This is a genomic window from Clostridium estertheticum (genome assembly GCF_018861295.1).
GTDB lineage: Bacteria > Bacillota > Clostridia > Clostridiales > Clostridiaceae > Clostridium_AD > Clostridium_AD estertheticum_D.
On record NZ_JAHLDM010000033.1, the window covers coordinates 17,182 to 43,733 of the forward strand.

Here is a 26,552-nt window from a genome sequence, read left to right on the forward strand (position 1 = left end):
AAGGTGAAATATACGCAAAGACTTCTAGTTATTACTGCGATCTCAGAGGTCGTAATAGAAATTAGAAGTTTTTGTTTTTTTTGTTTAATTATATGTAAAATAGTGAGCTGAAACGTTGATATACAAAGAGTTTTAGCGCTTAAAATGCAATGAATGAATTGCATAATTATGACAAAAATGATAGCTTTAATCAAAAGTAAACATTTACAAAAATGGCGAATAGTATGTATAATTTAGGCAGGATACGAAAAGACAAGTTGTATACAACACTTACGTAAGTGATTTCATATAATATCAAAGATCTATTTATTATCAAAATCTTAATAAAGGGATGTGAAGAAAATGATTCAATCAAGAGGTAGATCTAAAAAATTATTTTCAATGATTCTTATTGTAATGTTTATTGCAACAAGTTTATTTGTTAGCCCTCAAAAAGTATATGCTTCAAGCAATATTGCTATGGGTAAAACATCGACATCTGATAGTGAACTTTTAGGGCATGGTGCATCAAATGGTAATGATGGCAAGCAATCAACGTATTGGAGTGCTGCGGATACAAGTGACAACCATTACTGGACGGTGGATTTGGGAGGCCTTTATGAGCTTAAGGAAACTGAGGTAAAGTGGCGAAAAAATATTGTTTACAAGTACAGAGTGGAAACGTCTACAGATAATTTGCATTGGACTTTAAGGATAGATAAAAGCAATAATACCAGTACTATCCAAAAACAAAAGGACATTTTTAATGGCCTTGCAAGGTATGTGAAAATTATTATTTTAGATGTTCCATCTAATGATTATGCAAGCATTTGTGATTTTAAAGTATCAGGCAGTGCATTCAAAAATAATTCACCCACTATGGTTTATATTGCTGGGGATTCAACTGCGCAGACCTATGGTACAAGCTTTGCTCCACAAACAGGATGGGGGCAATGTATTGAAAAATATTTTAGTAGAGATGTGATGTTTGATAACAGAGCTATAGGTGGAAGAAGCTCAAAATCATTCATTGTTGAGGGCAGGCTGGATGATATTTTAAGCGTAATTAGGCCAAAAGATTACCTATTTATCCAATTTGGTCATAATGATGCGTCGTATATTCCCGCTCGTCATACAGACCCATATACTAATTACAAGGATTATCTTAAACAATATATTACGAAATCCCGTGATATAGGAGCGATTCCTATATTGATTACGCCTGTAGCAAGGCTTAATTACAAAAATGGAGTATTTGTAAATGATTTTCCGGATTATGTGATTGCAATGAAGCAGGTAGCAATTGAAACAAACACACCAATAATTGATATGATGAACACTTGCATCGATTATTATACCTCCGTTGGATATGACACTGTATTTCCTAATTATTTAGTATCAGCCAATGGAACAGATTATACTCATTTTACGCAAGCCGGAGCAAATATGATTGCCAGTATGACTACGCAAAAAATCAAAGCGCTTAATATATCTATTTCAAAATATGTTATGAATTCAAATGTAAAACAAACAAATTACAAGTTTGATTTTGGAAGCGTGGCAGAGCCAGGTTATACAAATGTTAGTGCATCACTAGAATACAATCCATCTGTGGGTTATGGTTTTAATACTCCGGTAAATATGAAAAATGTTACAGCAACTGGTAGCGGGGCAGGAAGTGATGCAGTTCAGTTCATGACTTTTGGCACAAAAAGTTCAAATACATTTAATGTAGATTTGCCAAATGGACTTTATGAGGTTGCGGTGACGTTAGGAGATACATCAAGAACAAGTGTAGCAGCAGAGGGCGTTTATCAAGTAATGAATATGACAGGTAATGGTGCTACTGATAAATTTCAGATTCCTATTACAGATGGACAGTTAAATATACTTGTGACGGAAGGTAAGGCAGGCAAAGCATTTACGTTAAGTGCACTTGAAATTACAAAGATATCAGATAAGTCCAAAACAGATAAGACTATATACATTAGTGGAGATTCTACCGTATGTAACTATTATCCAATTGATACTAGTTTGCAGTGTGGTTGGGGGCAGATGTTGCCACAATTCCTAAGTAATAAGGAATATCAAATTAGAGATATGGCTTCGGGTGGACAGTTTGCAAGAGGATTTCGCGATGATGGACAATTTGAATCTATAATGAAATATATAAAAAAAGGAGATTGCTTTATATTAGAATTTGGTATTAATGACTCAAAATATGAGACAGAAGCGGAATTTAAAGAAATTATGCGTGATATGATTAAGCAGGTGAAAAGTAAAGGTGCAAAGGTAGTTATCGTAACTTCACAAGGAAAGGCAACTGATTTTGATTTGAATAATGTACACTCTGCTGTAGACAAATGGTATAGACATTCAACAGTCGCTTTGGCTGATGAGGAAAAAGTTCCATTAATAGATCTTAATGTTTTAAGCTCGAAGTATTATACATCAATAGGTCAAGAAGCTACAGCTAAGCTTTTTATGAGTGATAGTTTACATCCTAATCGCGCAGGAGCTATAAAACTTGCTAGTATTGTAGCATCGGAGCTTAAAAAATAAAACACCAGGGGGCACTAAATGTATAGAAAAAAAATTAGTTCAATTAGCATTTTAATTTTATTTTTCTTCATTTTCAGTATTTTTCCAATGGAAAGTGTGCATGCGGCTAGTTCACTTTCAGTTCCAGAGGCGTTAACTGTAGTTCCAGCAGTGCCAGCAAAAGTTACAGTAGACAAAGCTGGTTGGTCTGTAGTCCAATTAACAAGTAGCTCTACTAGTTTGGCAATAGGATGTAATGTATATAGATCTGATGCTAAAGATGGTACTTATGCATTATTAGGAAAGGCTACAAAGGCCAATAATGATTACCATTATAAAGATACAAATTTAACTGCACATAAGGACTATTTTTATAAGTTCGCTGCATTTAATTATATTGGAGAATCAGAAAAAACAGCAGCAGTTAAAGTAACTACAAAAAAGGTTATTCATAAACCATCTACTCCAATAGGACTCACATTAAATTCTATGGTAGCAAGTGCTGGAATCTATAAAGTGAGAATTGACTGGACATACACTTATGGTGCTACTAGTTACAATGTGTATAGATCTACTAGTGAACGTGGTACTTTCACTAAAATAGGTACCTCAACTAATGGATTATATATAGATAGTAATGTAGGTGCTGCAAATGCAATGTATTATTATAAAGTGTCAGCTGTGAATGTTAGTGGCGAATCAGCATTATCAGAAGTTATAGCTGCAAAGCTTACAGCTACATTTAGAGCGGTTCCAACAGAACTTTTAGTTAATAGTAAGGCTACTAGTCAGGCAGTTATTAATTTAAGTTGGGCAACAGTAAGTGGTTCAACCGGTTACAATGTTTACAGAGCGGCAAAGGTGGATTATGCTTACAGTAAAATAGGAACTTCTACAAATGGAACTTATAAGGATACAAAAGCAGCTGTAGGGGTTGAGTATCTTTATAAAGTATCTTCAATAGATGAAAATGGAGAGTCATTAAAATCTACTGAAGTTACAGGAAAATTAGCAGATAGCAGTGTAACTGTTTTATCTGAAGCAGTAAAAGACTTAGAGTATAAATATGAAAGTAAGGATAAGTTAAAACTTACATGGGATGCTTTAAAAAATGCAACATCTTATAATATATACAAATCATTATACAAAGATATGAAATATACCTATGTTGGCAGTACAAATAAAGATAAGTATGTTGATGAAAAAAGTGTAGACAGCGCAACTTATTATTATAAGGTGGTAGCAGTAAATGCAGGAGGAGAATCTTCTAAGGTTAATCCATTAACTGTAGGGGCTAAGGTTGTCTTAAAACGCCAAATGGAAAACATTGATCGTGGAATAAATGCGGTAAAAGCAGCTAATGGAGTCCTAGTTAGTTGGCGTTTACTTGGTACAGAAGCACAAGATTTAGAATTTGATGTATATAGAGATAATGTTAAAATAAATAGTAAACCCATTAAATCAAGCACAAATTATTTAGATGCAAAAGGAACCACAACTTCAAAATATTTTGTTCGTACTAGAGGTGGAAATTCGAAAGAATCACAATCGGAAACGGTTACTGCCTGGGAAAATAACTATAAGGAACTCCCAATTAGAAAACCAGCAGCAGGGATTAATAAAGCTGGTGAAATCTATGATTATACAGCAAATGATGCTAGTGTTGCTGATTTAGACGGCGATGGCAAGTATGAAATAGTTCTAAATTGGGCACCAACTAATGCTAAGGATAATTCGCAGGCTGGATATACTGGTAACACTTATATTGATGCTTACAAATTAGATGGAACCTTTATGTGGAGGATAGACTTAGGGAAAAATATAAGATCAGGGGCTCATTACACTGACATAATGGTTTATGACTTTGATGGGGATGGTAAAGCTGAACTTACTACTCGAACAGCAGATGGTACAATAGATGGAGAAGGGAATATAATTGGTGATGAAGATAAAGATTATAGTAATGCAAGAGGATATATATTAGATGGACCGGAATATCACACGATGTTTGAGGGCGCAACAGGCAAGGCTTTAGATACCCAGGTATATGAACCACAAAGAGGAGCTTTTGCTACTGATATTAATGAATGGGGCGATATCTATGGAAATCGTGGAGATCGTTTTATAGCAAGTGTAGCCTACTTAGATGGAAAAACACCAAGTGTGGTAATGCAACGTGGTTATTATACTAGAATGGCAATAATTGCTTATGGTTTTAAGAATGGAAAATTTGTTAAGCAATGGACTTTCGATAGTCAGTTTGATGAAGTAGATCCAAATGGTCTTAAGTACACGGAGTATAGAGGTCAAGGAAATCACAATGTTAGTGTCGGTGACGTTGACGCAGATGGTATGGATGAGATTATTACAGGAGCTGCTGTTATAAATCAAGATGGTAAGGCTCTTTATACTACAAAACTTGGACATGGTGACGCTATGCATTTTGGTGATTTAGATCCTACTAATCCAGGACTTGAGATATATCAAGTTCAAGAAGAAAAAGGCTCACCTTATGGAATGGATATAAGAGATGCTGGGACTGGAAAAATTCTTTTCGGCGTTAAATCAGGAATTGATACAGGAAGAGGACTTTCGGCAGATATTGATCCAAATTATATAGGTGAAGAAATTTGGGCAATAGATGGCGCATGGAATAGCAGTACAGGTGGACTTTATACTGTTAAGGGAGAAAAAATATCTGAGGGGATACCATCATCAAACTTTGCTATATGGTGGGATGGAGATTTGCAAAGAGAATTACTTGATCATAATTGGAATGGCTATGGTGGTCCTGCAAGTCCAGGAACTATTAGCAAATGGGATTATGTTAATAAAAAATCTGTAAACATATTAACTGCGACGGGTACTAATTCTAATAATGGAACAAAAGGTAATCCTTGTTTGCAGGCAGATTTGTTTGGTGATTGGAGAGAAGAAGTAATTTGGAGAACGGAGGATAGTAGTGCTTTAAGAATTTATGCTACTAGTGATGTAACGGAAACTAAATTATCTACTTTAATGCATGATCCTATTTATAGACTTGGAGTTGCATTTCAAAATACAGGTTACAATCAACCACCACATACAAGTTATTATTTAGGAAGTGGAATGACAACTCCACCACAACCTAATATTACAATGTCACGTGGAGGCACGGAAGTTAAAATAAAATAACCTATTAAATAGCGTATTGATTAGTAAAAAAATCAATGCGCTATTTTAATTTTGGAAAAGATGATTTGCGAAGGCATATGCGGGAATTTGGGCTAGTAATTATGTGAAATGAAGTGGTATAATTGGTATATTATGTTAACGAAGTTTTAGGGGGATATTTATGAAAAAAATATCAGTAAACAGGTTTCCAATGATTGTGAAGTTTTTTTTGGCGTTTACTCTTTTTTTAGTAATTCCGTTAATTATTACAGGAATTATTTTCAATTATACAATGATTAGTTACTCGGAAAATGAAATTGGTAGTACAGCTGAAATTAATTTGAAAACGGTTAACAATATAAATGTTTTATTTAGTACCAGCATATTAAAAGACGTAGCGAGAATATCACAAAGCGATGTACTTAATAATTTAAGTACTGTAGAAAATTATAATAAGATTAAATCAGATGCTAATAATGTAGTAAAAGTAACTCAGGTTTATGCATTATTAAATGAGATTTTAGCATCAAATTATAGGATAACTACAATTTATGTTTATATTGATGGAGCGGATTATATTATCACTTCTAATCGCGGAACTGTGGAAATGAACAAATTTAACGATGTCCAATGGATTAAACCCTATAAAGAAGCTAGGGCTATAAATTTGGAACCACATTGGATAGGAAATAGAATAATTCCAGAGAGAAATCCTCAAAATTCTGTATTACAAAATGAAAATTCTAATACAGCCTCTGTTATATCCTATGTATATCCTTTGGCACCTATAAACTCTAAAGTGGATGGAGCAATAGTTATTAACATGTATGAAGATGAGCTGAGTAAATTAATAAATAATAGGGACCTTTTAGGAGACGGTTATATTTATATAACAGATACTAAAGGAAATATAATTTCACATAAAAATAAGTCATTAGTAAGAACTAACATTTCTAGCACAAAGTATGTAAAAAATATATTAAGTTTTGATAAAGTAAGTGGGTATATGATTGATAATGTTGATGATGAAAGAAAAGTTATTACATATTATAAGTCACAATTTAATGATTGGATTTATGTAGGAGTTTATCCTCTTGCAAACCTTATGGAAAAGGCAAATAAGTTATCAACCAAAATCATTTTAATTATTATTTTTATTATATTTTTGGGTCTAGGATTTTGTTATATAGTTGCAAAAAGACTTTATAACCCTCTTAATAAGTTAGTTCAAGATGTTAAAGCAAGAAACAAATGGACTGATTTAAAAGAAGATGAAATGAAACTTCTTTCTAATGCTTTTAGTGCTATGGCAAGAGAAGAGGATACCATGTATGGGATATTAGAGAATAATAAGAAAGACTTAAAACAGGGGTATATTTTAGATTTAGTAAAAGGAAACTTACAGAAATATATTAACTCTGAAAATCAAGTTGAATATGATTTTTTCTATGAAAATTTTATTTGTGCAATAATTGCAATCGACAGATTTGATGAATTTTTGGAGAAATATTCACAGGAGCAGCAATACTATTTGAAAATGTTAATTATTAACGTGTGTGAAGGAGTAATCAACAAAACTTATGTAAATGCAAGTGTGTTATTTGATGTCAGTAAAATTGCAGTAATTATTAATATGGAAGTTTTCAACAAAAATAGAACCTACAAAATAGTAGAAGACTTGTTTAAAGAAGTGCAAGGTGAAATATTAAAAGTAATGGACAATACAATTTCGGTTGGAATAGGGGAATGTCATAGTGAAAAAACAGGAATAAGATTATCATATTTTGAGGCTAACGAGGCGATAAAACGTAAAATTTTATACGGTTATGGAAGTGTGATTAAATGGAAATCCTCTTTAGGGAAGGAGTACAAATATTTTTATCCGTATAATATTGAAAAACATATTTTTAACTACTTAAATGCTGGATCTATGGTGGATATCGATAAGGAAGTTAAAACTATGATTGAAGAAATAAAAGCTATGGAAGAGATATCTTATGATAATATTACACAAATTTTTAATCAGCTTATAGGTAGTACAATAAAATATCTTGTAGATGATAATACTAATATAAGTTATATTTATGGAAGCGGCTATAATATTTATCAGAAGTTGTCTGCAAAGGAGACACTAGAGGAGATAAGGTTGTTGCTAGTAGATTTTTATTCTCGTATAATTTTATATAAAAAGAAATCTGCAAATGAGAGTCTAGAGTATATGGATATAATAGAAGGATATATTAAGAGTAATTATCATAAAGATATAGATTTTGAAGGTATGGCTAGATGTATTGGTATAAGTTACTCTTATATAAGAAAGATATTCAAAGAAAACACAGGAAAAACAATTATAGAATATACCAATAGATTAAGAATAAATGAAGCCAAAATACATTTAAGGGATACAGATAAAAGTTTGCCGGAAATAGCTTCATGTATAGGATATAACAATTATCAAAGCTTATCTAGATTTTTCAAAAAGTATGAGGGTATAACTCCAGGAGAGTATAGAACTTTAAATTTCAAGAACTGTGCGAAATAATAGAAGCTACTATCAGTATTATTTTTGATAGTAGCTTTTATTATTGTCTTTTATTTACTTTGTTTTATTGGAAATTAGCAAAGTTAAATAAGGAAAGTTTTCAAAATAAAGGCTTTGAGGATGTTATCAAAAATAAAGCCTATTGGCAAAAGTGATTATATACAAGTATTGTAAAAGCGGATAAGATATAAATGTAAACGATTTATATTTTTAAAAAGGAGTGAACCTTATGGGAAACGGCAGTACACCTACACCTAGTAACTTTGGTATTTTAGATGTTTCTAAAGTAACTAAGAAAAAGAAAAAAGGAATTTTATATTATATTAAAAAAGATTTCTTTTTATATTTGCTATTATTTATACCTGTTACATATTTTGTGATTTTTAAGTATGTACCAATGTACCAAATAATAGTAGCGTTTAAGGATTACGATGTAATCGATGGAATCAATGGTAGTAAATGGATCGGACTAGATGCATTTAAAGAAGTTTTTAAAATGGCGGATTTCTATAAAGTTTTAAGAAATACATTATCGCTTAATGTATTGGATTTAATTTTAGGTTTTCCAGCACCTATAATCCTTGCTATATTATTAAATGAAATAAGGATTAAGTGGTTTAAAAAGGTATCTCAGACCATACTTTATTTACCACACTTTCTTTCTTGGGTTATTATAGGTGGTATGGCTTATCAGCTACTATCTCCTACAGGCATGGTTAATATCTTAACTAAATCATTAGGGGCAGCGGCAGTACCTTTTCTTATTGAAAAATGGCATTGGTTAGGAACCTATTGTGTAATAGGGGTATGGCAAGGGGTAGGTTGGGGAACGATAATATACTTGGCATCAATAACGAGTGTTAACTCAGAATTGTATGAAGCAGCTATGATTGATGGAGCTGGTAGATTAAAAAAAATATGGTATGTAACTTTACCTGCGATTAAGCCAACCATAATTATGATGCTTATCTTAGCTGTTGGGAATGTAATGAAAATAGGATTTGATCGTCCATTTGTATTAGGTAATCCGTTGGTAATGGATTTTTCCGATGTTATAAGTACCTTTGTTTATAGGGTTGGACTTCAATCCGTTAGATATAATATAGCAGCGGCAGTGGGTTTATTCCAATCAGTTATAGGATTAGTTCTAATACTATTTGTAGATAGGTTAGCTAAAAAATTCGGTGAACAAGGGATTATGTAAGAAAGGAGTTGAAAATATGAATACAAAGTTATTAGATAAAATTTTAGATATAATAGTATTTTTGTTTATAAGTATTGTAGTTTTACTATGCCTAGTGCCACTAATTCATGTTGCAGCAGTATCATTTAGTAGTTCTCAGGCTGTTGTAGCGCAAAAAGTTACGCTTTTGCCGGTAGATTTTACTATGGAGTCATACAAGCAAATTTTCAATGATAAATCAATGATTACATCACTTTTCTTTACCATAAAAATGACGGTGATATATACTGTATTAAGTATGGTACTCACCATATGTGCAGCATATCCATTGACAAAAAGCTCTTTGAAGGGCAGAGATTTTTTCTTTTTACTAATTATAATCACAATGTATTTTTCAGGTGGTATAATACCAGATTATATTCTTGTTAAGGATTTAAGTTTGTTAAATAGCATGTGGGGGCTTATTCTCCCAGGAGCAATAAATGTATTTAATCTTATAATACTTAAAACCTTTTTTCAAAACTCAATACCTAATAGTCTTGAGGAATCAGCAAAGCTAGATGGATGTACAGAGATAGGTATACTTTTTAAAATTGTACTTCCACTTTCAATGCCAATAATTGCAACCTTGAGCTTATTTTATGCTGTGGGTAGATGGAATGGATTTCAAGATGCACTTTTTTATATCACAAGGCCAGAATTATATCCACTTCAATTAAAGCTTTATCAATTAGTAAGTGCCACTTCTTCAAATGGAGCCCTTGCAGCAGAGGGAGTTGGAGCAGCTGTGCAACTAGCACCAGAAGTTTTAAAAGCTTCTGTAGTAATGTTTGCAACAGTTCCTATATTACTAATATATCCGTGGCTTCAAAGGTACTTTGTATCAGGTGTAATGATTGGTGCTGTAAAAGAATGATAGTTTGCTGCTAAAATAATATGCAGTTTCTATATAGTTTCAAATTTTAGATTATAAGGGGGAGAATTAAAAATGAACAAAAAACTTCTGAAAATCGTCAGTGTGGCTATGCTAACGACTGTTATTGTAAGTAGCCTTGCAGGGTGTGGCTCATCAAAAGAATCAGCAGATTCAACAAGTGATTCTTCAGTTGCCGTGGATGCACCTTATAAAAAGCAAGTGGAAATCAAAATTCCAATATATGACAGGGGCATCCAAGGTCAAGCAACTGTAGATAACAATCATTGGACTAAATACGTTAATGATACCTTTGGAAAGAAATATAACGTAAAAGTTACTTATGTTACAATCCCAAGGACTACGGATGTAGACAAGTTTAATATGCTTCTTGCATCCGGTGATGCTCCAGATATAATTTTTAGTTATGACTATACAACGGCGTCAAGTTTTTACACAAGGGGTGCTTTCCAAGAAGTAACTAAAGCTCAACTTGATAAATATGCACCAAATCTCGAAAAAACACTTGGAGCAGATGTTTTGAAATATGGAGTGTTTGATGGTAAGCAAATGTTAATACCAGCTAAAAGACCACTTGTAGGTGGTATATCTAGTGTTATAAGACAAGATTGGCTAGATAAATTGGGTATGAAAGTTCCTACAAATAGAGATGAGTACTATGCAGTTCTTAAAGCATTTAAAGAAAAAGATCCCGGTAAAGTAGGAGCTAATAATGTTATACCACAGGGATTGTGGAGTATGTCTGCTGCTGGTTCTGGGAATATAAATTATGCATTCAGACCAGCTAATGTTTCGGCTGAAGAGTTTGCAATGTATTCTGATGTAGTAATTCCATCGTTATCATGGAAGCCAACAGAGGATACATTAAAATGGGACAATAAACTTTTTAATGAAGGGCTTATAAGTCCTGAGTTTGTACTAGATAAAGATGGTACAAAATTACAAGCAGATATAAGTAATGGTAAGGTTGGAGTATTTCTTATGCCTTTAAAAACTCCTCCAGTTTTACAAACACTTGTAAAAAATGTACCTACAGCAAAATTTACTGTACTTCCTGCAGGTGCACTTTTACCAGCTGGTCAAGCACCACAAGCTTTCGCATACGCACCATATGGCATGCTTAGTGGTATAAATAAAAAGTGTAAGCATCCTGATGCAGTCCTAAAATATATGGATTGGATGAGCAAAAGCGAAAATTTATTTGTACTTCAAAATGGTGTGGCAGGTAAAAACTATAATTTAAAGGGTGGACTTCCAGTGGAAGTAGCTAATTATAATGGAGAGGATAAACTTAATTTTAGCTCTAACAAGGACATGTGGGGTATTGTTACTGAACAAAAAGAATTTGGGAGTTTAGATAAAAATTTAAAGATGGATGCAATTGCTAAAGGAGCACCTGGTTTTGAAAAATTGTATATTGACGGTTACAAAGAAACGTTAATAGGTGCAAAACCAAACTTTATGTTTAATAAACCTGTAACTTCTTTAACAAAAAATTCGAAAACACTTGGAAGTAAGTGGGAAGAAGCTTCTGCCAAAATAGTTATGGGTAAAGTAAGTGAATTCGATGCTTTATATGCAAAATATAGTAAAGATTATTTAACAAGTGGATACCAAGAAGTTATTAATGAAAGAAAATCAATATACGAAGGTATGAAAAAGTGAAATAATAAAAATATAGACCTGTGATAAAGTAATTTGTTACAGGGCTATATTTATAATATAGTGTAATTTTAAAAATTCACAAGGGATATATGAAGAAAGGAAGTAATTTTAATGAAGAAGTTAGAATATGATGAAGAAAAAATAAAAGAACTTATAGACAAAGTTGTAAAGAGAACCATGAGAATGGACTTTACTTGGGATTGGCCTTGTGGAGTTGCCTTTTATGGAATATGTAAGGCTTGGGAGGTCACTAAAAATCAAGAATATATCGATTATCTTGTGAAATGGATAGATGAATATATTGAAATAGGACTGCCTGAATTTACGGTTAATGTAGTTGCTATGGGACACACTCTAATAACATTGTTTGAGGCTACAGGGGATCAGAAATATATGGATTTGGCTATAGAAAAGGCTGAATATTTAAGAAAGGATGCAACTAGGTTTGGGGAAGGGGTTTTCCAACATACAGTTTCGCCAGGCAATGATTTTCCGGAACAAGCCTGGGCAGATAGTTTGTTTATGGCAGCTTATTTTCTTCTTAGAATGGGTAAAAAGTTAGATAATAAAGAATATGTAGAAGACGCCTTAAATCAATACTATTGGCATGAAGAATTTTTACAAGATAATAAAACTGATCTATTTTTTCATGGATGGGATAACATTAACCAAAACCATATGTCAGGCATTCATTGGGCGCGTGCAAATGCTTGGGCATCCTATACTATGGCAGAAGCAACCACCCTTATAAATTATTTGTATCCAGCATTTATGGGCATAAGTGGTTCCTTAAGAGATCAACTAAGTGCTTTAGTTAGGTTGCAGTCAGAAGAAGGTTTATGGCATACCATATTAGATGATGAAAGTTCCTATTTAGAAACTTCAGCTTCTGCTGGAATTGCTGCAAGTCTTGTAATTGTGGGACATCCTCTTCAAAGAAAGTATGTTCAAAAGGCGCTAGAGGGAATAATGAATAATATTTCAGAAGAGGGATCAGTTATGAATGTTTCTGCAGGTACTGCAGTAATGATAGATACACAGGGTTATAAGAAAGTTCCTAAAAAGAGGGTTCAAGGCTGGGGACAGGGTTTGACTTTGGTTTTTCTTGCAGCAATTTTGAAGTATGAACAATAATTTAAAGGGTGGGATAGTATGAGTGAAAAAATAGTAAATACCGGTGGATTTACATTGCCAGGGGAAGCTGGCTTTGAAGATTTAACTTTGAAATTGGCAGAAAAATGGGGAGCAGATGTAATTAGGGATAGTGATGGAACTCAATTATCAGATAAAATAATAACTTCGGGTTATGATATTTATTCTACCATTTGTTTAGTTCGTGGTTCCAATGAGTGGGCTAAATTAAATATGGATAAACTTCAACAATGTTATCTAAGGAGTTATCCACTAATTGCTAAGGGTGATACAGTTAAGATAGATATTTTACAAGGCTTTTTTAAAGAACAATTTTTGATAAATATTAAAGATAACCCAAAAGAGTTTTGGCAAGTTTTTGATAGAACTACTGGATTAGAAATAGAAATTTCTAAATGGGAGTTAGACATAAACACGGGAACAGTTATGGTGAAAAACACAAAAAAATGGCATAAATACACGGTTAATTTTCTTGTGTATAGAATTTGGGAAGAAATATCCGCATACAACCATATAACAAATAATTGGGGGAACAGGGAGCATGAATTACCTATAGAGCCTATGTACAAAGAGACTCAAGATCATATTCTTAAATATTTAGATCAATGGCTTATAGATCACCAACATACAAAAGTAGTACGATTCACATCTATGTTTTATAATTTTTGGTGGCTATGGGGCAGTGATCCTAATTTGAAGTTTATCGTAAATGATTGGGGCGCCTATGATTTCACAGTAAATCCTTTATCTATGAAACTCTTTGAAAAAGAAAAAGGTTATAAAATGACTTCAGAGGATTTTGTAAATAAAGGTTTATACAATAACTCATATTTACCACCTTCTGAAAAATATAGAGATTGGATGGATTTTATAAATAAATTCGTGATTGAGTTTGGTAAAAAGTGTATTGATTTAGTTCATAAACATGGGAAAAAAGCCTATGTATTTTATAATGACCATTGGATAGGAATGGAACCTACCTTAGATAGTTTTAAAGAGTTTGGCTTTGATGGGATAATTGATGGCGTGTTTAGCGGATTTGAAACAAGAAAGGTTTCAGGAACTAAAGGTGTTGCAATAAGAGAATTAAGGCTTCACCCATATTTCTTTCCAACAGGAGTAAATGGAGTGGGAACTTTTATAGAAGGAGGAGACCCATCGCTAGAATGTAAAACTTATTGGTTAGATATAAGGAGAGCTCTACTTCGTGATTGCGTAGATAGAATCGGTTTTGGTGGATACCTGCATTTAGTTGATGATCATCCTGCATTTGTTGATTATGTTCAAGAATTAGTAGAAGAGTTTAGGGAAATTAGGGAATTGCATAAAGAGGGAAAACCTTATTCTTCTAAATTTAAGGTAGCTATTTTATCTGCTTGGGGAAATATGCGGGCGTGGGGTTGTCGTGGTCACTTTAATCATGGAAATTATTATAATGAAATTATGGAATCTATCTCAGGATTGCCTGTAGAAGTAGAGTTTATTAGTTTTAAAGATATTATTGATAAAGGTATTTCCGGTGATATTAAAGTAATAATTAATGCTGGACAAATTGATGATGCTTGGAGTGGTGGTTGGAACTGGAGTAATGAGAAAGTTATTGAAATCCTTACAGAGTGGGTTTCAAAGGGAGGTGGTCTTATTGGGGTTGGAGAACCTTCTGCTGTAAAATATAGCGGTCAATACTTTCAGATGTGCCATGTATTTGGGGTGGAGAGAGAAGTCGGTTTAACCGTGTGTTTTGATAAATATGCATATAAAAAGGTTGAAGAAACTCACTTTATTCTTAAGGATATTCAGGGAGAATTGGATTTTGGAAAAGAAATTGATAATATATATGTAATAGACAAAAATATACAGGTTATTGCAGATAAAAATCAATCAATTCAAATAGCTACAAATACTTTTGGAAAAGGTAGGAGTGTATATTTCTCTGGACATAAGTATACCCCTGAAAATATAAGAATATTATTAAGAGCAATATATTGGGCAGCTGATGAAGAAAAAGAATTTGGCTTCTGGACTTGTAGCAACGCAAATACAGAATGTGCCTACTATCCTAAAATCAATAAATTAGCAGTTATTAATATTACGGGTCAAGTTGAAGAAACCACGGTGTATGATTGTAAGAAAAATGAAATTGCGGTTTCTTTAAAACCGTATGGAATAAAAATAATAGATTTAGGATAATAACTAGGCGTCTTTAAACAGACGCCTAAATGGTTAAAAGAGGAGTGAAAAACCGTGTTTTTTAAAAAGTTTATATTCGGCGCAACTGCAGAAGTTGAAGGCTTTATAAATATATTGAAAGATACCTTATATTCTGACGAAACTGGTTATGGTTTTGTTACTGAAAAGCTAAAAGAAAAAAATCAATTGCTTCAAATTTCTGAAATCGGAAGTGCCTTTGACATTGATCCAGAGTTAACTAGGCAAAATATTACTAATATTATTATGGAGCAAAAGGGAACCCTAAATGACTTAATTAGCGGGTTTTGTTCTAGCGATAAGCCTGATGTACCACTATGCTTTAAAGTGAAAGTTCCTCATAGTGGGAATTATAATATAAAATTAGTTATGGGAAATAATAGTTCAGATATGATTATATCAGTCTTTTCTCAAAGGAGAAGATGTGTTCTTAAAAATGTAATAGTTAAAGCTGGAAAACTTCTAGAACATAATTTTACGGCTAATGTTTGTGACATAATACCAAGAGGAAAAACTGAAATTTATAGGGATGATAGTATTGATATCACTATAATTGGCCAGAATGCATGCATGAATTTAGTAACTCTTGAGGAAGCTCTTGAGATACCAACAATCTATGTTGCAGGAGATTCCACTTTAACGGATCAAGGGACAATTTATCCCTATAATCCTTTGACTAGTTATTGTGGGTGGGCCCAAATTTTACCTCTTTTTTTGGGTCAAGGTATTGCTGTATCAAATCATTCTCATTCAGGGCTTACTACAGAAAGTTTTAGACGGGAAGGTCACTGGAGTATTGTAGAGAATAATATAAAACCAAAGGATTTATTTATTATGCAATTTGGGCATAATGATCAAAAGGACAAAAACTTGGATGCTTTTGGTGGATATGCTAATAATTTAAGGAGATATATAGATGAGGTAAGAGAAAAAGGTGCTTGTCCAGTTATTGTAACTCCAGTTAGTAGAACTATTTGGAATGGTATAGATTGTGCGTTTAATGATATGTTTAAAGATTATGCTGATGCCTGCATTTTAGTTGCAAAGGAAAAAGGAGTGCCGTTAATAGACTTACATGAAAGAAGCGTTGACTTTATTTTAAAGCATGGTCAAAAAAACTCTTCTAAATACTTTGTTCCTAAGGATTATACACATAACAATGATTTTGGAGCTTTTGAAATGGCTAAATTAGTAGTTGAAGAGATTAAAAAAGTTAATATAGAACCTTTAGTTAAATACTTAATTGATATACCAGAAGATAAAATACAAATAGAACAATTGAAAAGTTGGGTAGAGCCTAGCGATAAAGAGATTAAAGCTGATGTTAAGCAGTGGATAAAGGCAAATAGTTGGGCAGAGGAAATTGATGTTAACAACTATATTGATATATTCATAGCTAAGAAAAATGTTTCTAAGGTTGAACTTTTAGATACGATACTTAAAGATTTAAAATATCCACCTACCAATGTTTATAATGATATATTTGAAGATGTATTTGGAGATGAGTGGTACGCAGGAATAGTTCAAGCTGCTTATAATTATGGCCTAATTTCTAATGAAAATAAAAACTTAGATCCTAAAGAACAAATTTCCATTGAAGAAGTTAAGGTTATAGCCAAAAGAGCATATAAACTAAAAACTAGGAGTTGCGTATAATAAAATATAGAGATAAGCTAACTCTTATTCATATTTATCAGATAACAGAAAATGTAAAAAGAAAAAGATATATCTCATTTGATATATCTTTTTCTTTGTTGTTTTTTATATACTTCCAGTTAAGAAACAAAGTTTATTTATATGATTTTATGAAAGCGATAGAATTTAGATTTAGTAATAATATGAATAATGAATAACTTATCATAATAAATTGCATAAAGTACGACGATATAGCAAAAAAATAAAGGGGGAAAAAAATGAAGAAAATGATATTAAAAGTATTAATTATAGCGACAGTTACAATGGGGCTCGCTGGGTGCGGTAATGCTAGTACATCTCAAAATAAGGATTCGAATAAAAAGTTTACTAAAACATATGTTATTTCAACTGATGCAACATATGCTCCTTTCGAGTATGAAAAGGATGATAAATACATCGGGATAGATATTGATTTGTTAGCTTCTATTGCAAAATTAGAAGGGTTTAAATATGAATTAAAGGCTATGGATTTTAAAGGGATAATTCCAGCTCTCCAAGTAAATCAGGTTGATGGTGCAATCGCAGGCATGGGAATTACAGATGTGCGAAAAAAAGTTTTAGATATGTCAGAGGGCTACTTTGAATCGGGACTTTCAGCAGTTGGGAAAAAGGGGAATGATAAACTAAAATCTGAAGCGGATTTCAAAGGTAAGATTTTTGCTGTTAAAAAAGGAACACTTGGAGCAACATATGCTGAAGGTAATAAAGATAAATTAGGAGCAACAGTTAAGTATTTTAATGATACAGCTTCTATGATGCAAGAAGTTAAGAATGGTAATGCAGATGTTACTTTTGAAGATTACCCTGTAATTGCATATATGATTTCAGTTGATCCAAATTCAGGCTTAAAAATTATTGGTAATAAGTTAACAACACAAAATTATGGCTTCGCAGTTAAAAAAGGAAGCAATACAGAATTAGTAACTGCTTTTAATGATGGATTAAAAAAATTAAAAGCGAATGGCGAATATGACAAAATAGTACAAAAATACATTAAAAAATAAAGTGAATTTGTAAACTTAAAAGGGAGTACAAATCTGCTTTTGAAGTTATTATAACAATTTATGATGATTCAATACCACAAAGGAGGTAAAACAAATGGACATATTAACATTATTTAAACAAAGTCTACCTGCCCTTTTATCGGGATTTTATGTGACATTGCAAATAACAATAATATCATTGGTAATAGCAACTATTCTTGGCTTAAGTTTTGGAATGCTCGCAATAAGCAGAAACAAAGTACTAAAATTTGTGGCTACTGCCTATGTTGATATATTCAGAGGAACGCCACTTATAGTACAGGCCTTCTTTATTTATTTTGGTCTTCCAGCTGGTCTTGATATAAAGATACCAGCCTTTGTTGCAGGAGTACTTTGTATCAGTTTAAATGCTGGTGCCTATATGGTAGAAATTTTTAGAGCGGGAATTATGGCTGTAGATAAAGGTCAAATGGAGGCAGCTAGAAGTTTAGGATTACCTTATGGGGAAACTATGAAACTAGTCATATTGCCACAGGCTATAAGGAATATGATCCCAGCAATTATTAATCAGTTTATTATTTCTTTAAAGGATACTTCTCTTTTATCTGTAATTGGAATTAGAGAACTTACCCAGAGTGGTGAAATAATTATCGCAGCTAATTTTCGTTCTCTTGAAACGTGGAGTTTCGTTGCAATATTTTACTTTGTTGTAATTATGGCACTAACCTATGCAGCTAGGTCTGTGGAAAGGAGACTTAAGATATGATTCAAGTTAAAGGGTTAAAAAAAGTATTTAAAGATTTAGAGGTTTTAAAAGGTATAGATTTTAATATAAGAAAAGGCGAAGTTGTTTGCTTAATAGGACCTTCAGGGTCTGGTAAAAGTACGGTGCTTAGATGTCTTAATAGACTTGAAGAAATAGATGGAGGAACCGTTTTAGTTGATGGCGAAGATGTTACTCATAATAAATTGGATGTAAATATTCTTAGACAAAAATTAGGAATGGTATTTCAATCTTTCAATTTATTTCCTAACCTTACAGTGATTCAAAATATTACTTTAGCACCAATTAATTTAAAAAAATTATCTAAGGCCGAAGCAATAAAAAGGGCATTGGAGCTCCTAGAAAAAGTAGGTTTAAGTGAAAAAGCTGATGTTTATCCAGATAAACTTTCAGGAGGACAAAAGCAAAGGGTAGCTATAGCTCGCGCACTAGCTATGGGTCCTGAAATAATGTTATTTGATGAGCCTACATCTGCGCTTGATCCTGAGATGGTTGGAGAAGTGCTTCAGGTTATGAAGGACCTAGCAATTGAAGGCATGACTATGATTGTAGTAACTCATGAAATGGGATTCGCAAGAGAGGTAGCTAATAGAGTATTGTTCATGTCAGATGGATATTTAGTTGAAGAAGGAAAGCCAGAAGATATTTTCGACAATCCTAAAAATGTAAGAACTAAAGAGTTTTTAAGTAAGGTACTATAATATTAAAAGTTAGCATATGAGGTCGTTTGTGTAGTTACCCATTTATGTTATAATTAGACATGAAAATATTATTGTTAATAATCAAAATTTATATGGTGAAACAAATCACAAATAAATGAGTTTTTATACCTTATATTAGATAATGATGTATTAACATGTATATTATGGAGTCTTATTATTGTTTTAGAATGGAGATGTTATTTTATTAAAAATTTTCTTACAGGACTAATTCTTTTTGTTTTAGGTACATTCTTAATAACACAAAATACTATAGTTAGAACGGGCTTTAATTTAGGTGGATTTATGGGCGGTTATAATCCACCTTTTGGATTACTGTTATTGCCAGTAATAATAGGTATTATTATGTTATTTGCCATGGATAATCAAGTTTTTGGATGGATATTAATAGTATTTGGTATCGGTTCAATTCTTTTAGGATTATTGATGGGATTTGATATAAGGTTTAGACCGACTACTTTATATGTTGTTATACTTATGTTTGGTTGTGTTGCCATTGGTGTTGGTTTAATGATTCGGGGTGTAACACAATCAAATAAAAAATAATTAAATTTTGGGTAGTTTTATGGTGAATGTTGTATCTTGATTGAGTTTACTTTCAACTGCGATTTCACCACTGCTAAGTTCTACAATTCGTTTAACGATTGAAAGGCCAAGCCCATTACCGGGTGATGTGTGTGATCTATCGCCTTGATAAAATTTATCGAAAATATGCTTTAATGTATTATCATCCATGCCATTACCATCATTGCTTATTTTAAACGCAATATCATCAAGGGTTTCATGGCACTCGATTGTTATATTGCCGTTATCCTTGGAGTTTTTTATTGCGTTTTCAATGAGATTTATCCAAAGATGTGAGAGCATCTCGATATTTCCATAAATTTTAATAGTATCTAAATTAAGGTTGATTTGTATATTCTTCCTGCTCCATTGATTTTCAAGAAGTATGATGCAATTTCGAATTTGTTCATCCAGTTCATATTCTGTTTGATCCGTAATAATTCGTTGATTTTCAAATTTGGTGAGGACCAGAATATTTGCAGACATATTAGTTAGTCTTTCAGATTCATTTATAATAATATCAGTGTATTCCTTTCGCTTTACTGTTGAAAGATTATCATTTTTTAGTTGCTTTGCAAATCCACGAATTGAAACAATTGGTGTCTTGAATTCGTGAGAAAAGTTATTAATAAAATCATTACGAAACATTTCTATACTGCCAAGTTCTTCTGTCATATGATTAAAATTTCTAAGCAAATCTGCTATTTCTGATCTAGAGCTTAGTTCTTGTACACGAACGCTAAAATCTCCCGTAGATACTACTTTAGTTGCCTTAATCAGTTGATTAAGGGGTTTTAATATGTTTTCACTTGCTACAGCTGAAATTGAAGTTCCTATAACTATACTAACAAATAATGCAATTAACTGAGAAATAATTGGTGCAAGTGCAGGAATTGCAAAAATGCCGGCTGAATACAAAAAAAGAAAACATAACCATGTTAATAATCCTGCAGATATCATAATGCAAAATACAAGAAATACCATAGTGATTTTTAGAGATTTTATTCTATTCATGCTTTTGTCACCGCCTTGTAACCAAGTCCGCGAACTGTAATAATTTCAAAATCAGGATTAGCTTTAAATCGGTCACGCAAACGATTTATGTGAACATCTACCGTGCGTTCATCCGTACCAGAGTTCATATCCCATATTTCATCCATCAAACTTCGCCTGGTAAAAATTTTATTTTGATAGGCCAATAATTTGTATAACAGCATGAATTCTTTATTGGGTAATTCTGTAGTGTTGCCATTTTGAAAAACGGTAAGTGCATCATAATTCAAAATAGTTTTTCCAACTGTTAATTTATGCTCATTTACGATTTTAGAGCGACGAAGTAGTGCTATAATTCGAAGAATCATTTCCTCCTCGTCAATAGGCTTAACCATATAATCATCTGTTCCTACAATAAAACCTTCCTTTTTATCAGCATGCGTTTCTTTTGCTGTTACCATTAATATTGGTAGAGTGTTGTTACAGCTACGCAAAGTGACCGTTAATTCATAACCATTCATGCGTGGCATCATAATATCGAGAACAATCAAATCAACATGATGATTATCCATTTTATCAAGTGCGTCTATGCCGTCACTAGCAAGAATAACTTCGTAACCATTTTGAAGCAATACCTCTTCCATTAATTTTCTTGTATTTTTATCATCTTCTACAACCAAGATTTGAAACATTTGAAAGCCCCCTTCTTATCCTTACATTATGATAGTTTATTAATTTATTGTAAATAGGTTTTTTTCAATTTTTGATTCAGTTTACATTCAGTTAATATTAGTAATATATAATGAAAAGTATAATATAGAAGAAAGGAGTCTATTGAATGCTGATTCTTAAAAACATTGTAAAAGAATACACAGCAGGAAATACAAGAATAAAAGCCTTAAAAGGTATAAATATTGACTTCAGAGAAAATGAATTAGTATCTATATTGGGACCTCCAAATTGTGGAAAAACAACTATGTTGAACATTATTTGCGGTCTTGATATATATACAAGTGGTAATTTATCTATAAATGGAAAATCCACAAAGAAATTTTCAAATAGAGACTGGGACGCCTTTCGTAATAATTCTATTGGTTTGATGCTTCAAAGCTATAAGCTGATTTCGCATGAGACTGTACTTGGAAATGTTGAGATTACTATGAAACTTTCGGGTGCAAGAAAATTTGAGCGCCGCGAAAGGGCAATTACAGTTCTAAAAAAAGTTGGTATTTGTAATAAGTTTAATAAAAAGCCAAATAAAATGTCCTATGGTGAGATTAAGCGTGTTACAATTGCAAGGGCCCTTGTAAACAATCCAGAGGTTTTGATTGCAGATGAGCCAACGGAAACACTTGACTTAGAAACAAGTATAAAAATCATGGAAATCTTAAAAGAGATTTCAAGGGATAAACTGGTTATCATGGTTACCAATGACTTGGAGATTGCACAGAAGTATTCGACAAGAATTATAAAACTTTTTGACGGTAATGTAATTTATGATTCTAATCCTTATCATGTGGTTGTAGAAAAGCCGACAAAAAATCAAAAATGTAAAAAAACTTCTATGGGTTTATTAACCGCTTTGTCCCTAAGTCTTAACAGCTTGATGAGCAAAAAAGGAAAGACTTTTATAACTTCATTTATGGCAAGCAGTGGTATTATAGGAATTGCACTTATTTTGTTGCTTTCAAGCGGTGTTACGACTTCCAGTATGAAAATTAGGTGTAAATTTATTGTATTTGCATTAATTTCACTTGTGGTATCTTTAATTAGTATTAGTACTAGCATATATATTTCTGTTTTGGAGAGGACTAAGGAGATAGGTGTATTACGTAGCATTGGTGTTTCGAGGAAAGATATTTTCCTTGTTTTTAATGCCGAAACACTTATTATTGGTTTTGTTTCCGATGTAATAGGGTTTTACATTATATATGTTTTAGGAATTTTTAAACTGCCTGCGACTTCCTGGATGGTGATTGTTATAATCAGTATGGTAGTTCACCTTATGGCAGGTTTTATTCCTTCAATAATTGCAGCAAAGAAAGATTACTTTCTTGAGTTAAAAAGTGGCTAATGAATATAAAAATTATCGAGACTATACGTTATTTGAACGAAAATATTTTATAATATAAAGGAGAGAACATTATGTCTAAAGTAATAGGTATTGATTTAGGTACAACAAATTCTTGTGTGGCTGTAATGGAAGGCGGGGAGGCTGTCATAATTCCTAATGCAGAGGGTGGTCGCACAACTCCATCTATAATTGCATTTTCTAAAACAGGTGAACGTTTAATAGGTGAGCCTGCAAAACATCAGATAGTTACTAATCATGAGCGTACAATAAGTTCCATTAAACGTGAAATGGGAAGTGATTACAGGGCTAATATTGATGGTAAGAAGTATTCACCACAAGAACTTTCCGCAATGATACTTCAAAAGCTTAAAACTGATGCAGAAAGCTATCTGGGCGAAACTGTAAGTGATGCTGTGATTACAGTACCTGCATATTTCACAGATGCACAAAGGCAAGCAACTAAAGATGCAGGTAAAATTGCTGGCTTAAATGTACAACGAATCATTAACGAGCCAACAGCTGCTGCAGTTGCTTATGGTGTAGATAAAGAAACACCTCAAAAAGTCATTGTGTACGATTTTGGAGGAGGCACATTTGATGTGTCTATTCTTGATATCAATAATGGAGTTATTGAAGTACTTGCTACTGCAGGAAATAATCGTTTGGGCGGTGATGATTTTGATAGCTGCGTGGTTGATTATCTTGCAGATGAGTTTAAAAAGGAAAACCATTTTAATATTAAAAAAGACCCTACTGCTATGCAACGTGTAAAGGAAGCGGCAGAAATAGCAAAAGTTGAACTGAGCGGTATGACATCAACTGAGGTAAATCTTCCCTTTATTACTTCAAATAAGTCAGGTCCAGTACATATGAATATTACATTAACAAGGGCAAAATTTGATGAACTTACAATGAAACTTGTGGAGGCCACAATGGATCCGATGCACCAGGCAATGCGTGATTCTGGGCTCAGTATATCAGAAATCAGCAAGGTTTTACTTGTGGGAGGGTCTAGTCGTATTCCAGCAGTGCAAGCAAGTGTTAAAAAGTTTATAGGCAAAGAACCGTTTAAAGGTATTAATCCTGATGAATGTGTTGCTATGGGTGCTGCATTTCAAGGTGGGGTCCTTGTAGGTGTTGTAAAAGGCTTATTACTTTTGGATGTAACACCACTTTCTCTAGGCATCGAAACTATGGGAGGAGTTTTTTCGAGAATTATTGATCGTAACACAACGCTTCCAATAAAAAGGAGCCAAGTTTTCACTACGAGCGGTAATTTTCAAACATCTGTTGAAATTCATGTTTTGCAGGGTGAACGTGAAATGGCATCTCATAATAAAACATTAGGTAAATTTAAACTAAAAGGTATTCGCCGTGCATTAAGAGGCGTTCCACAAATTGAGGTATCATTTAGTATTGATGCAAATGGCATTGTAAATGTATCTGCGAAAGATTTGGGAACTGGCAAAGAACAAAACATTAATATTACTGCTACTTCAAACCTTAGTCAGTCTGAAATCGATCAAGCTATTCTTGATGCAAAGCAGTTCTCTAGCGAGGATGCAAAAAATAAAGAAGAAGCCACAATAAAAGATCAGGCGGAACAGTTAATTTATAAGGCATCAGTAGTTATGAAAAAGCTTGATAAAAATGACAGCTTAGTGATAAAAGAATCTGTTAAAAACACTAAGAAAGCATTGAAGAGCAAAGATAAAACTCAAATGGTTGAAGCCGTAAATGAGTTATCCAAAGTGTTAGAAGAAATGGATCAGAAAGTTCCACATGATGATATTTCGAATACCACAAGTAATAATGAAGATAATGAAAAAAATGAAAAGTAACAGTTGTAAGTGAAGTATATAAATAAGGTGGGTGAATAGTATGTTTGGTTATGTAGTGGTGAATGCGGATAAGTTAACAATTGAAGAAAAACAACAATATAGAGCATTTTATTGCGGATTATGTAAGACACTAGGAACACGTCACGGAATAATAAGCCGTTTCACACTCACTTATGACATGACTTTTCTTGTTTTGTTTCTTTCAGCACTTTATAAGACTGATACACAAATGCAAACTGAGAGATGCATCATCCATCCTTTGAAGCCACATGAATATTGCCAAAATGAAATTACAAAGTATGGTGCTGACATGAATGTTGTACTTGCCTATTATAATTTTCTTGACGATTGGACAGATGATAGGAATATACTTTCACTTAGCGCGGCAAAACTGTTTGAACGTCAATATAAGCGCATTGAAAGGCAATATCCAAATCAATGTAAGGTAATTCGCAAGTGTCTTTGCGAGCTTTATGAAATCGAAAAATCAGGAGAGCTTAACCCCGATGTTCCTGCAAAATGTTTTGGGGAACTAATGGGCGAAATTTTCGTTTTAAGGGAAGATGAATATGCGGATAAATTACGAACATTTGGAACATCACTTGGCAAGTTTATTTATATAATGGATGGTTGTATGGATTTAAAGTCTGATATAAAAAATGAGCGATATAATCCGATGATGACATCATCATCTGAAAAATTTTATGACATTTTAAATCTGCTTATGGCTGACTGCATTGAAAATTATAAAAGGTTGCCAATTGATCAAGACAAGGGATTAATTGAAAATATTCTATATTCAGGTGTTTGGTCAAAGTATGAAGCAGAAAAAAACAAGACAAAAGGGGTGCACAAATAATGATATCAGATCCTTACGAAGTGCTTGGTGTTTCTTCAAATGATTCAAAAGAAGAAATTACTAAAGCTTATCGCAAACTAGCGAAAAAATACCATCCAGACTTGAATCAAGGAGATGCTGATGCCACAAGAAAAATGAGTGAGATTAACGCTGCTTACGAACAGATAAAAAGAGGGAAAACTACCCAAAACAGTAGCGGCGGAGATTACAGTGAGCAAAGTTCATACGGTAATAGGAACAGTTCTTATGGAGGAGAAGATCCATTTAGAGACTTCAACCCTTTTGAAGGATTTGGTTCTTTCAGTGGTGGTCAAAGGCAAAAACAGGAATATTCCGAATTTGATTCGGTTGATAGCTATTTGAATGCAGGATATTTTAACGAAGCACTTAATGTTCTGGAAGCTATCACAACTAGGAATGCAAAGTGGTATTATTACAGCGCAATTGTAAATTCCGGTTTAGGCAACACAATCACAACATTAAATCACGCAAAAACAGCAGTGCAAATGGAACCAAGTAATCTTGAATATCAAAGATTATTAAACCAAGTACAAAATGGTGGTCGTGTGTATCAGCAGCAGAGTCAGGACTTTGGCATGCCAACAATAAGTTTAAATAAGATATGCTTAGGTCTTTGTTTTGCGAAACTGTTCTGTGGGTGCTGATGACGAAAATATTAATAA

Annotated in this window: 19 protein-coding genes; 17 read left to right on the forward strand and 2 right to left on the reverse strand. The window is 32.9% G+C overall.

The features are described 5' to 3' along the window. Positions 1–342 precede the first annotated feature (342 nt). The 13 genes from KPL54_RS22695 (at position 343) to KPL54_RS22755 (ending at position 20,084) form a co-directional block, all read left to right on the forward strand. A complete protein-coding gene (locus tag KPL54_RS22695) occupies positions 343–2,541 on the forward strand; it encodes an SGNH/GDSL hydrolase family protein (protein ID WP_216108776.1) in 2,199 nt (732 codons plus the stop codon). Between the two features lie 18 nt (positions 2,542–2,559). Next, positions 2,560–5,694, forward strand: a complete 3,135-nt coding sequence (locus tag KPL54_RS26630) for a rhamnogalacturonan lyase family protein (RefSeq protein ID WP_290444461.1) — start codon at positions 2,560–2,562, stop codon at positions 5,692–5,694. 160 nt (positions 5,695–5,854) lie between these two features. Continuing rightward, complete coding sequence (locus KPL54_RS22705) at positions 5,855–8,215, forward strand: AraC family transcriptional regulator (RefSeq protein WP_216108777.1); 2,361 nt, start codon at positions 5,855–5,857, stop codon at positions 8,213–8,215. A 229-nt stretch (positions 8,216–8,444) separates the two neighbouring features. Beyond that, positions 8,445–9,419: an ABC transporter permease gene (locus KPL54_RS22710; RefSeq protein ID WP_216101691.1), complete on the forward strand. Its 975-nt coding sequence runs from the start codon at positions 8,445–8,447 to the stop codon at positions 9,417–9,419. 16 nt (positions 9,420–9,435) lie between these two features. Next, positions 9,436–10,314: a carbohydrate ABC transporter permease gene (locus KPL54_RS22715; protein ID WP_216101690.1), complete on the forward strand. Its 879-nt coding sequence runs from the start codon at positions 9,436–9,438 to the stop codon at positions 10,312–10,314. 72 nt (positions 10,315–10,386) lie between these two features. Next, on the forward strand, positions 10,387–11,997 hold the full coding sequence (locus KPL54_RS22720; protein ID WP_216101689.1) for an extracellular solute-binding protein: 1,611 nt from the start codon (positions 10,387–10,389) through the stop codon (positions 11,995–11,997). 111 nt (positions 11,998–12,108) lie between these two features. Next, complete coding sequence (locus tag KPL54_RS22725) at positions 12,109–13,131, forward strand: glycoside hydrolase family 88/105 protein (RefSeq protein WP_216101688.1); 1,023 nt, start codon at positions 12,109–12,111, stop codon at positions 13,129–13,131. An 18-nt stretch (positions 13,132–13,149) separates the two neighbouring features. Then, on the forward strand, positions 13,150–15,339 hold the full coding sequence (gnpA, locus tag KPL54_RS22730) for a 1,3-beta-galactosyl-N-acetylhexosamine phosphorylase (RefSeq protein WP_216101687.1): 2,190 nt from the start codon (positions 13,150–13,152) through the stop codon (positions 15,337–15,339). Positions 15,340–15,393: 54 nt separating this feature from the next. After that, positions 15,394–17,013 (forward strand): GDSL-type esterase/lipase family protein, encoded by a 1,620-nt coding sequence (locus KPL54_RS22735; protein ID WP_216108778.1) that lies wholly within the window; start codon positions 15,394–15,396, stop codon positions 17,011–17,013. Between the two features lie 257 nt (positions 17,014–17,270). Further along, a complete protein-coding gene (locus tag KPL54_RS22740) occupies positions 17,271–18,056 on the forward strand; it encodes a transporter substrate-binding domain-containing protein (RefSeq protein ID WP_216108779.1) in 786 nt (261 codons plus the stop codon). A gap of 94 nt (positions 18,057–18,150) precedes the next feature. Continuing rightward, positions 18,151–18,801, forward strand: coding sequence for an amino acid ABC transporter permease (locus KPL54_RS22745; RefSeq protein WP_216108780.1), 651 nt, complete (start codon positions 18,151–18,153; stop codon positions 18,799–18,801). Beyond that, positions 18,798–19,520, forward strand: coding sequence for an amino acid ABC transporter ATP-binding protein (locus tag KPL54_RS22750; protein WP_216108781.1), 723 nt, complete (start codon positions 18,798–18,800; stop codon positions 19,518–19,520). Before KPL54_RS22745 ends, KPL54_RS22750 begins: the two co-directional genes overlap by 4 nt. A 303-nt stretch (positions 19,521–19,823) precedes the next feature. After that, on the forward strand, positions 19,824–20,084 hold the full coding sequence (locus KPL54_RS22755) for a hypothetical protein (protein ID WP_216108782.1): 261 nt from the start codon (positions 19,824–19,826) through the stop codon (positions 20,082–20,084). Here KPL54_RS22755 and KPL54_RS22760 read toward each other — a convergent pair whose 3' ends face one another. Together KPL54_RS22760 and KPL54_RS22765 are read right to left on the reverse strand one after the other, a co-directional pair. Next, complete coding sequence (locus KPL54_RS22760; protein ID WP_253203710.1) at positions 20,085–21,020, reverse strand: HAMP domain-containing sensor histidine kinase; 936 nt, start codon at positions 21,018–21,020, stop codon at positions 20,085–20,087. 92 nt (positions 21,021–21,112) lie between these two features. Further along, positions 21,113–21,787, reverse strand: a complete 675-nt coding sequence (locus KPL54_RS22765) for a response regulator transcription factor (RefSeq protein WP_216108784.1) — start codon at positions 21,785–21,787, stop codon at positions 21,113–21,115. Positions 21,788–21,933: 146 nt separating this feature from the next. Between KPL54_RS22765 and KPL54_RS22770 the strand changes: the two genes are divergently transcribed. The 4 genes from KPL54_RS22770 (at position 21,934) to KPL54_RS26635 (ending at position 26,534) form a co-directional block, all read left to right on the forward strand. Further along, positions 21,934–23,169: an ATP-binding cassette domain-containing protein gene (locus KPL54_RS22770; RefSeq protein WP_216108785.1), complete on the forward strand. Its 1,236-nt coding sequence runs from the start codon at positions 21,934–21,936 to the stop codon at positions 23,167–23,169. Positions 23,170–23,240: 71 nt separating this feature from the next. Then, entirely contained in the window at positions 23,241–25,010 is a 1,770-nt protein-coding gene (gene dnaK / locus KPL54_RS22775; RefSeq protein WP_216108786.1) for a molecular chaperone DnaK, read from the forward strand. A gap of 40 nt (positions 25,011–25,050) precedes the next feature. Continuing rightward, complete coding sequence (locus tag KPL54_RS22780; RefSeq protein WP_216108787.1) at positions 25,051–25,869, forward strand: DUF5685 family protein; 819 nt, start codon at positions 25,051–25,053, stop codon at positions 25,867–25,869. Further along, positions 25,869–26,534, forward strand: a complete 666-nt coding sequence (locus tag KPL54_RS26635; RefSeq protein ID WP_290444462.1) for a J domain-containing protein — start codon at positions 25,869–25,871, stop codon at positions 26,532–26,534. The genes KPL54_RS22780 and KPL54_RS26635 overlap by 1 nt, the downstream gene beginning before the upstream one ends. Positions 26,535–26,552 lie beyond the last annotated feature (18 nt).

Bases quoted from the DNA above. Each gene is read 5' to 3' on its own strand.
- KPL54_RS22705 (WP_216108777.1), top strand. From the start codon at position 5,855: ATGAAAAAAATATCAGTAAACAGGTTTCCAATGATTGTGAAGTTTTTT.
- KPL54_RS26635 (WP_290444462.1), top strand. From the start codon at position 25,869: ATGATATCAGATCCTTACGAAGTGCTTGGTGTTTCTTCAAATGATTCA.
- KPL54_RS22765 (WP_216108784.1), bottom strand. From the start codon at position 21,787: ATGTTTCAAATCTTGGTTGTAGAAGATGATAAAAATACAAGAAAATTA.
- KPL54_RS22725 (WP_216101688.1), top strand. From the start codon at position 12,109: ATGAAGAAGTTAGAATATGATGAAGAAAAAATAAAAGAACTTATAGAC.
- dnaK (WP_216108786.1), top strand. From the start codon at position 23,241: ATGTCTAAAGTAATAGGTATTGATTTAGGTACAACAAATTCTTGTGTG.
- KPL54_RS22755 (WP_216108782.1), top strand. From the start codon at position 19,824: ATGGGCGGTTATAATCCACCTTTTGGATTACTGTTATTGCCAGTAATA.
- KPL54_RS22695 (WP_216108776.1), top strand. From the start codon at position 343: ATGATTCAATCAAGAGGTAGATCTAAAAAATTATTTTCAATGATTCTT.
- KPL54_RS22720 (WP_216101689.1), top strand. From the start codon at position 10,387: ATGAACAAAAAACTTCTGAAAATCGTCAGTGTGGCTATGCTAACGACT.
- KPL54_RS26630 (WP_290444461.1), top strand. From the start codon at position 2,560: ATGTATAGAAAAAAAATTAGTTCAATTAGCATTTTAATTTTATTTTTC.
- KPL54_RS22770 (WP_216108785.1), top strand. From the start codon at position 21,934: ATGCTGATTCTTAAAAACATTGTAAAAGAATACACAGCAGGAAATACA.
- KPL54_RS22780 (WP_216108787.1), top strand. From the start codon at position 25,051: ATGTTTGGTTATGTAGTGGTGAATGCGGATAAGTTAACAATTGAAGAA.
- KPL54_RS22750 (WP_216108781.1), top strand. From the start codon at position 18,798: ATGATTCAAGTTAAAGGGTTAAAAAAAGTATTTAAAGATTTAGAGGTT.
- KPL54_RS22745 (WP_216108780.1), top strand. From the start codon at position 18,151: ATGGACATATTAACATTATTTAAACAAAGTCTACCTGCCCTTTTATCG.
- gnpA (WP_216101687.1), top strand. From the start codon at position 13,150: ATGAGTGAAAAAATAGTAAATACCGGTGGATTTACATTGCCAGGGGAA.
- KPL54_RS22715 (WP_216101690.1), top strand. From the start codon at position 9,436: ATGAATACAAAGTTATTAGATAAAATTTTAGATATAATAGTATTTTTG.
- KPL54_RS22740 (WP_216108779.1), top strand. From the start codon at position 17,271: ATGAAGAAAATGATATTAAAAGTATTAATTATAGCGACAGTTACAATG.
- KPL54_RS22710 (WP_216101691.1), top strand. From the start codon at position 8,445: ATGGGAAACGGCAGTACACCTACACCTAGTAACTTTGGTATTTTAGAT.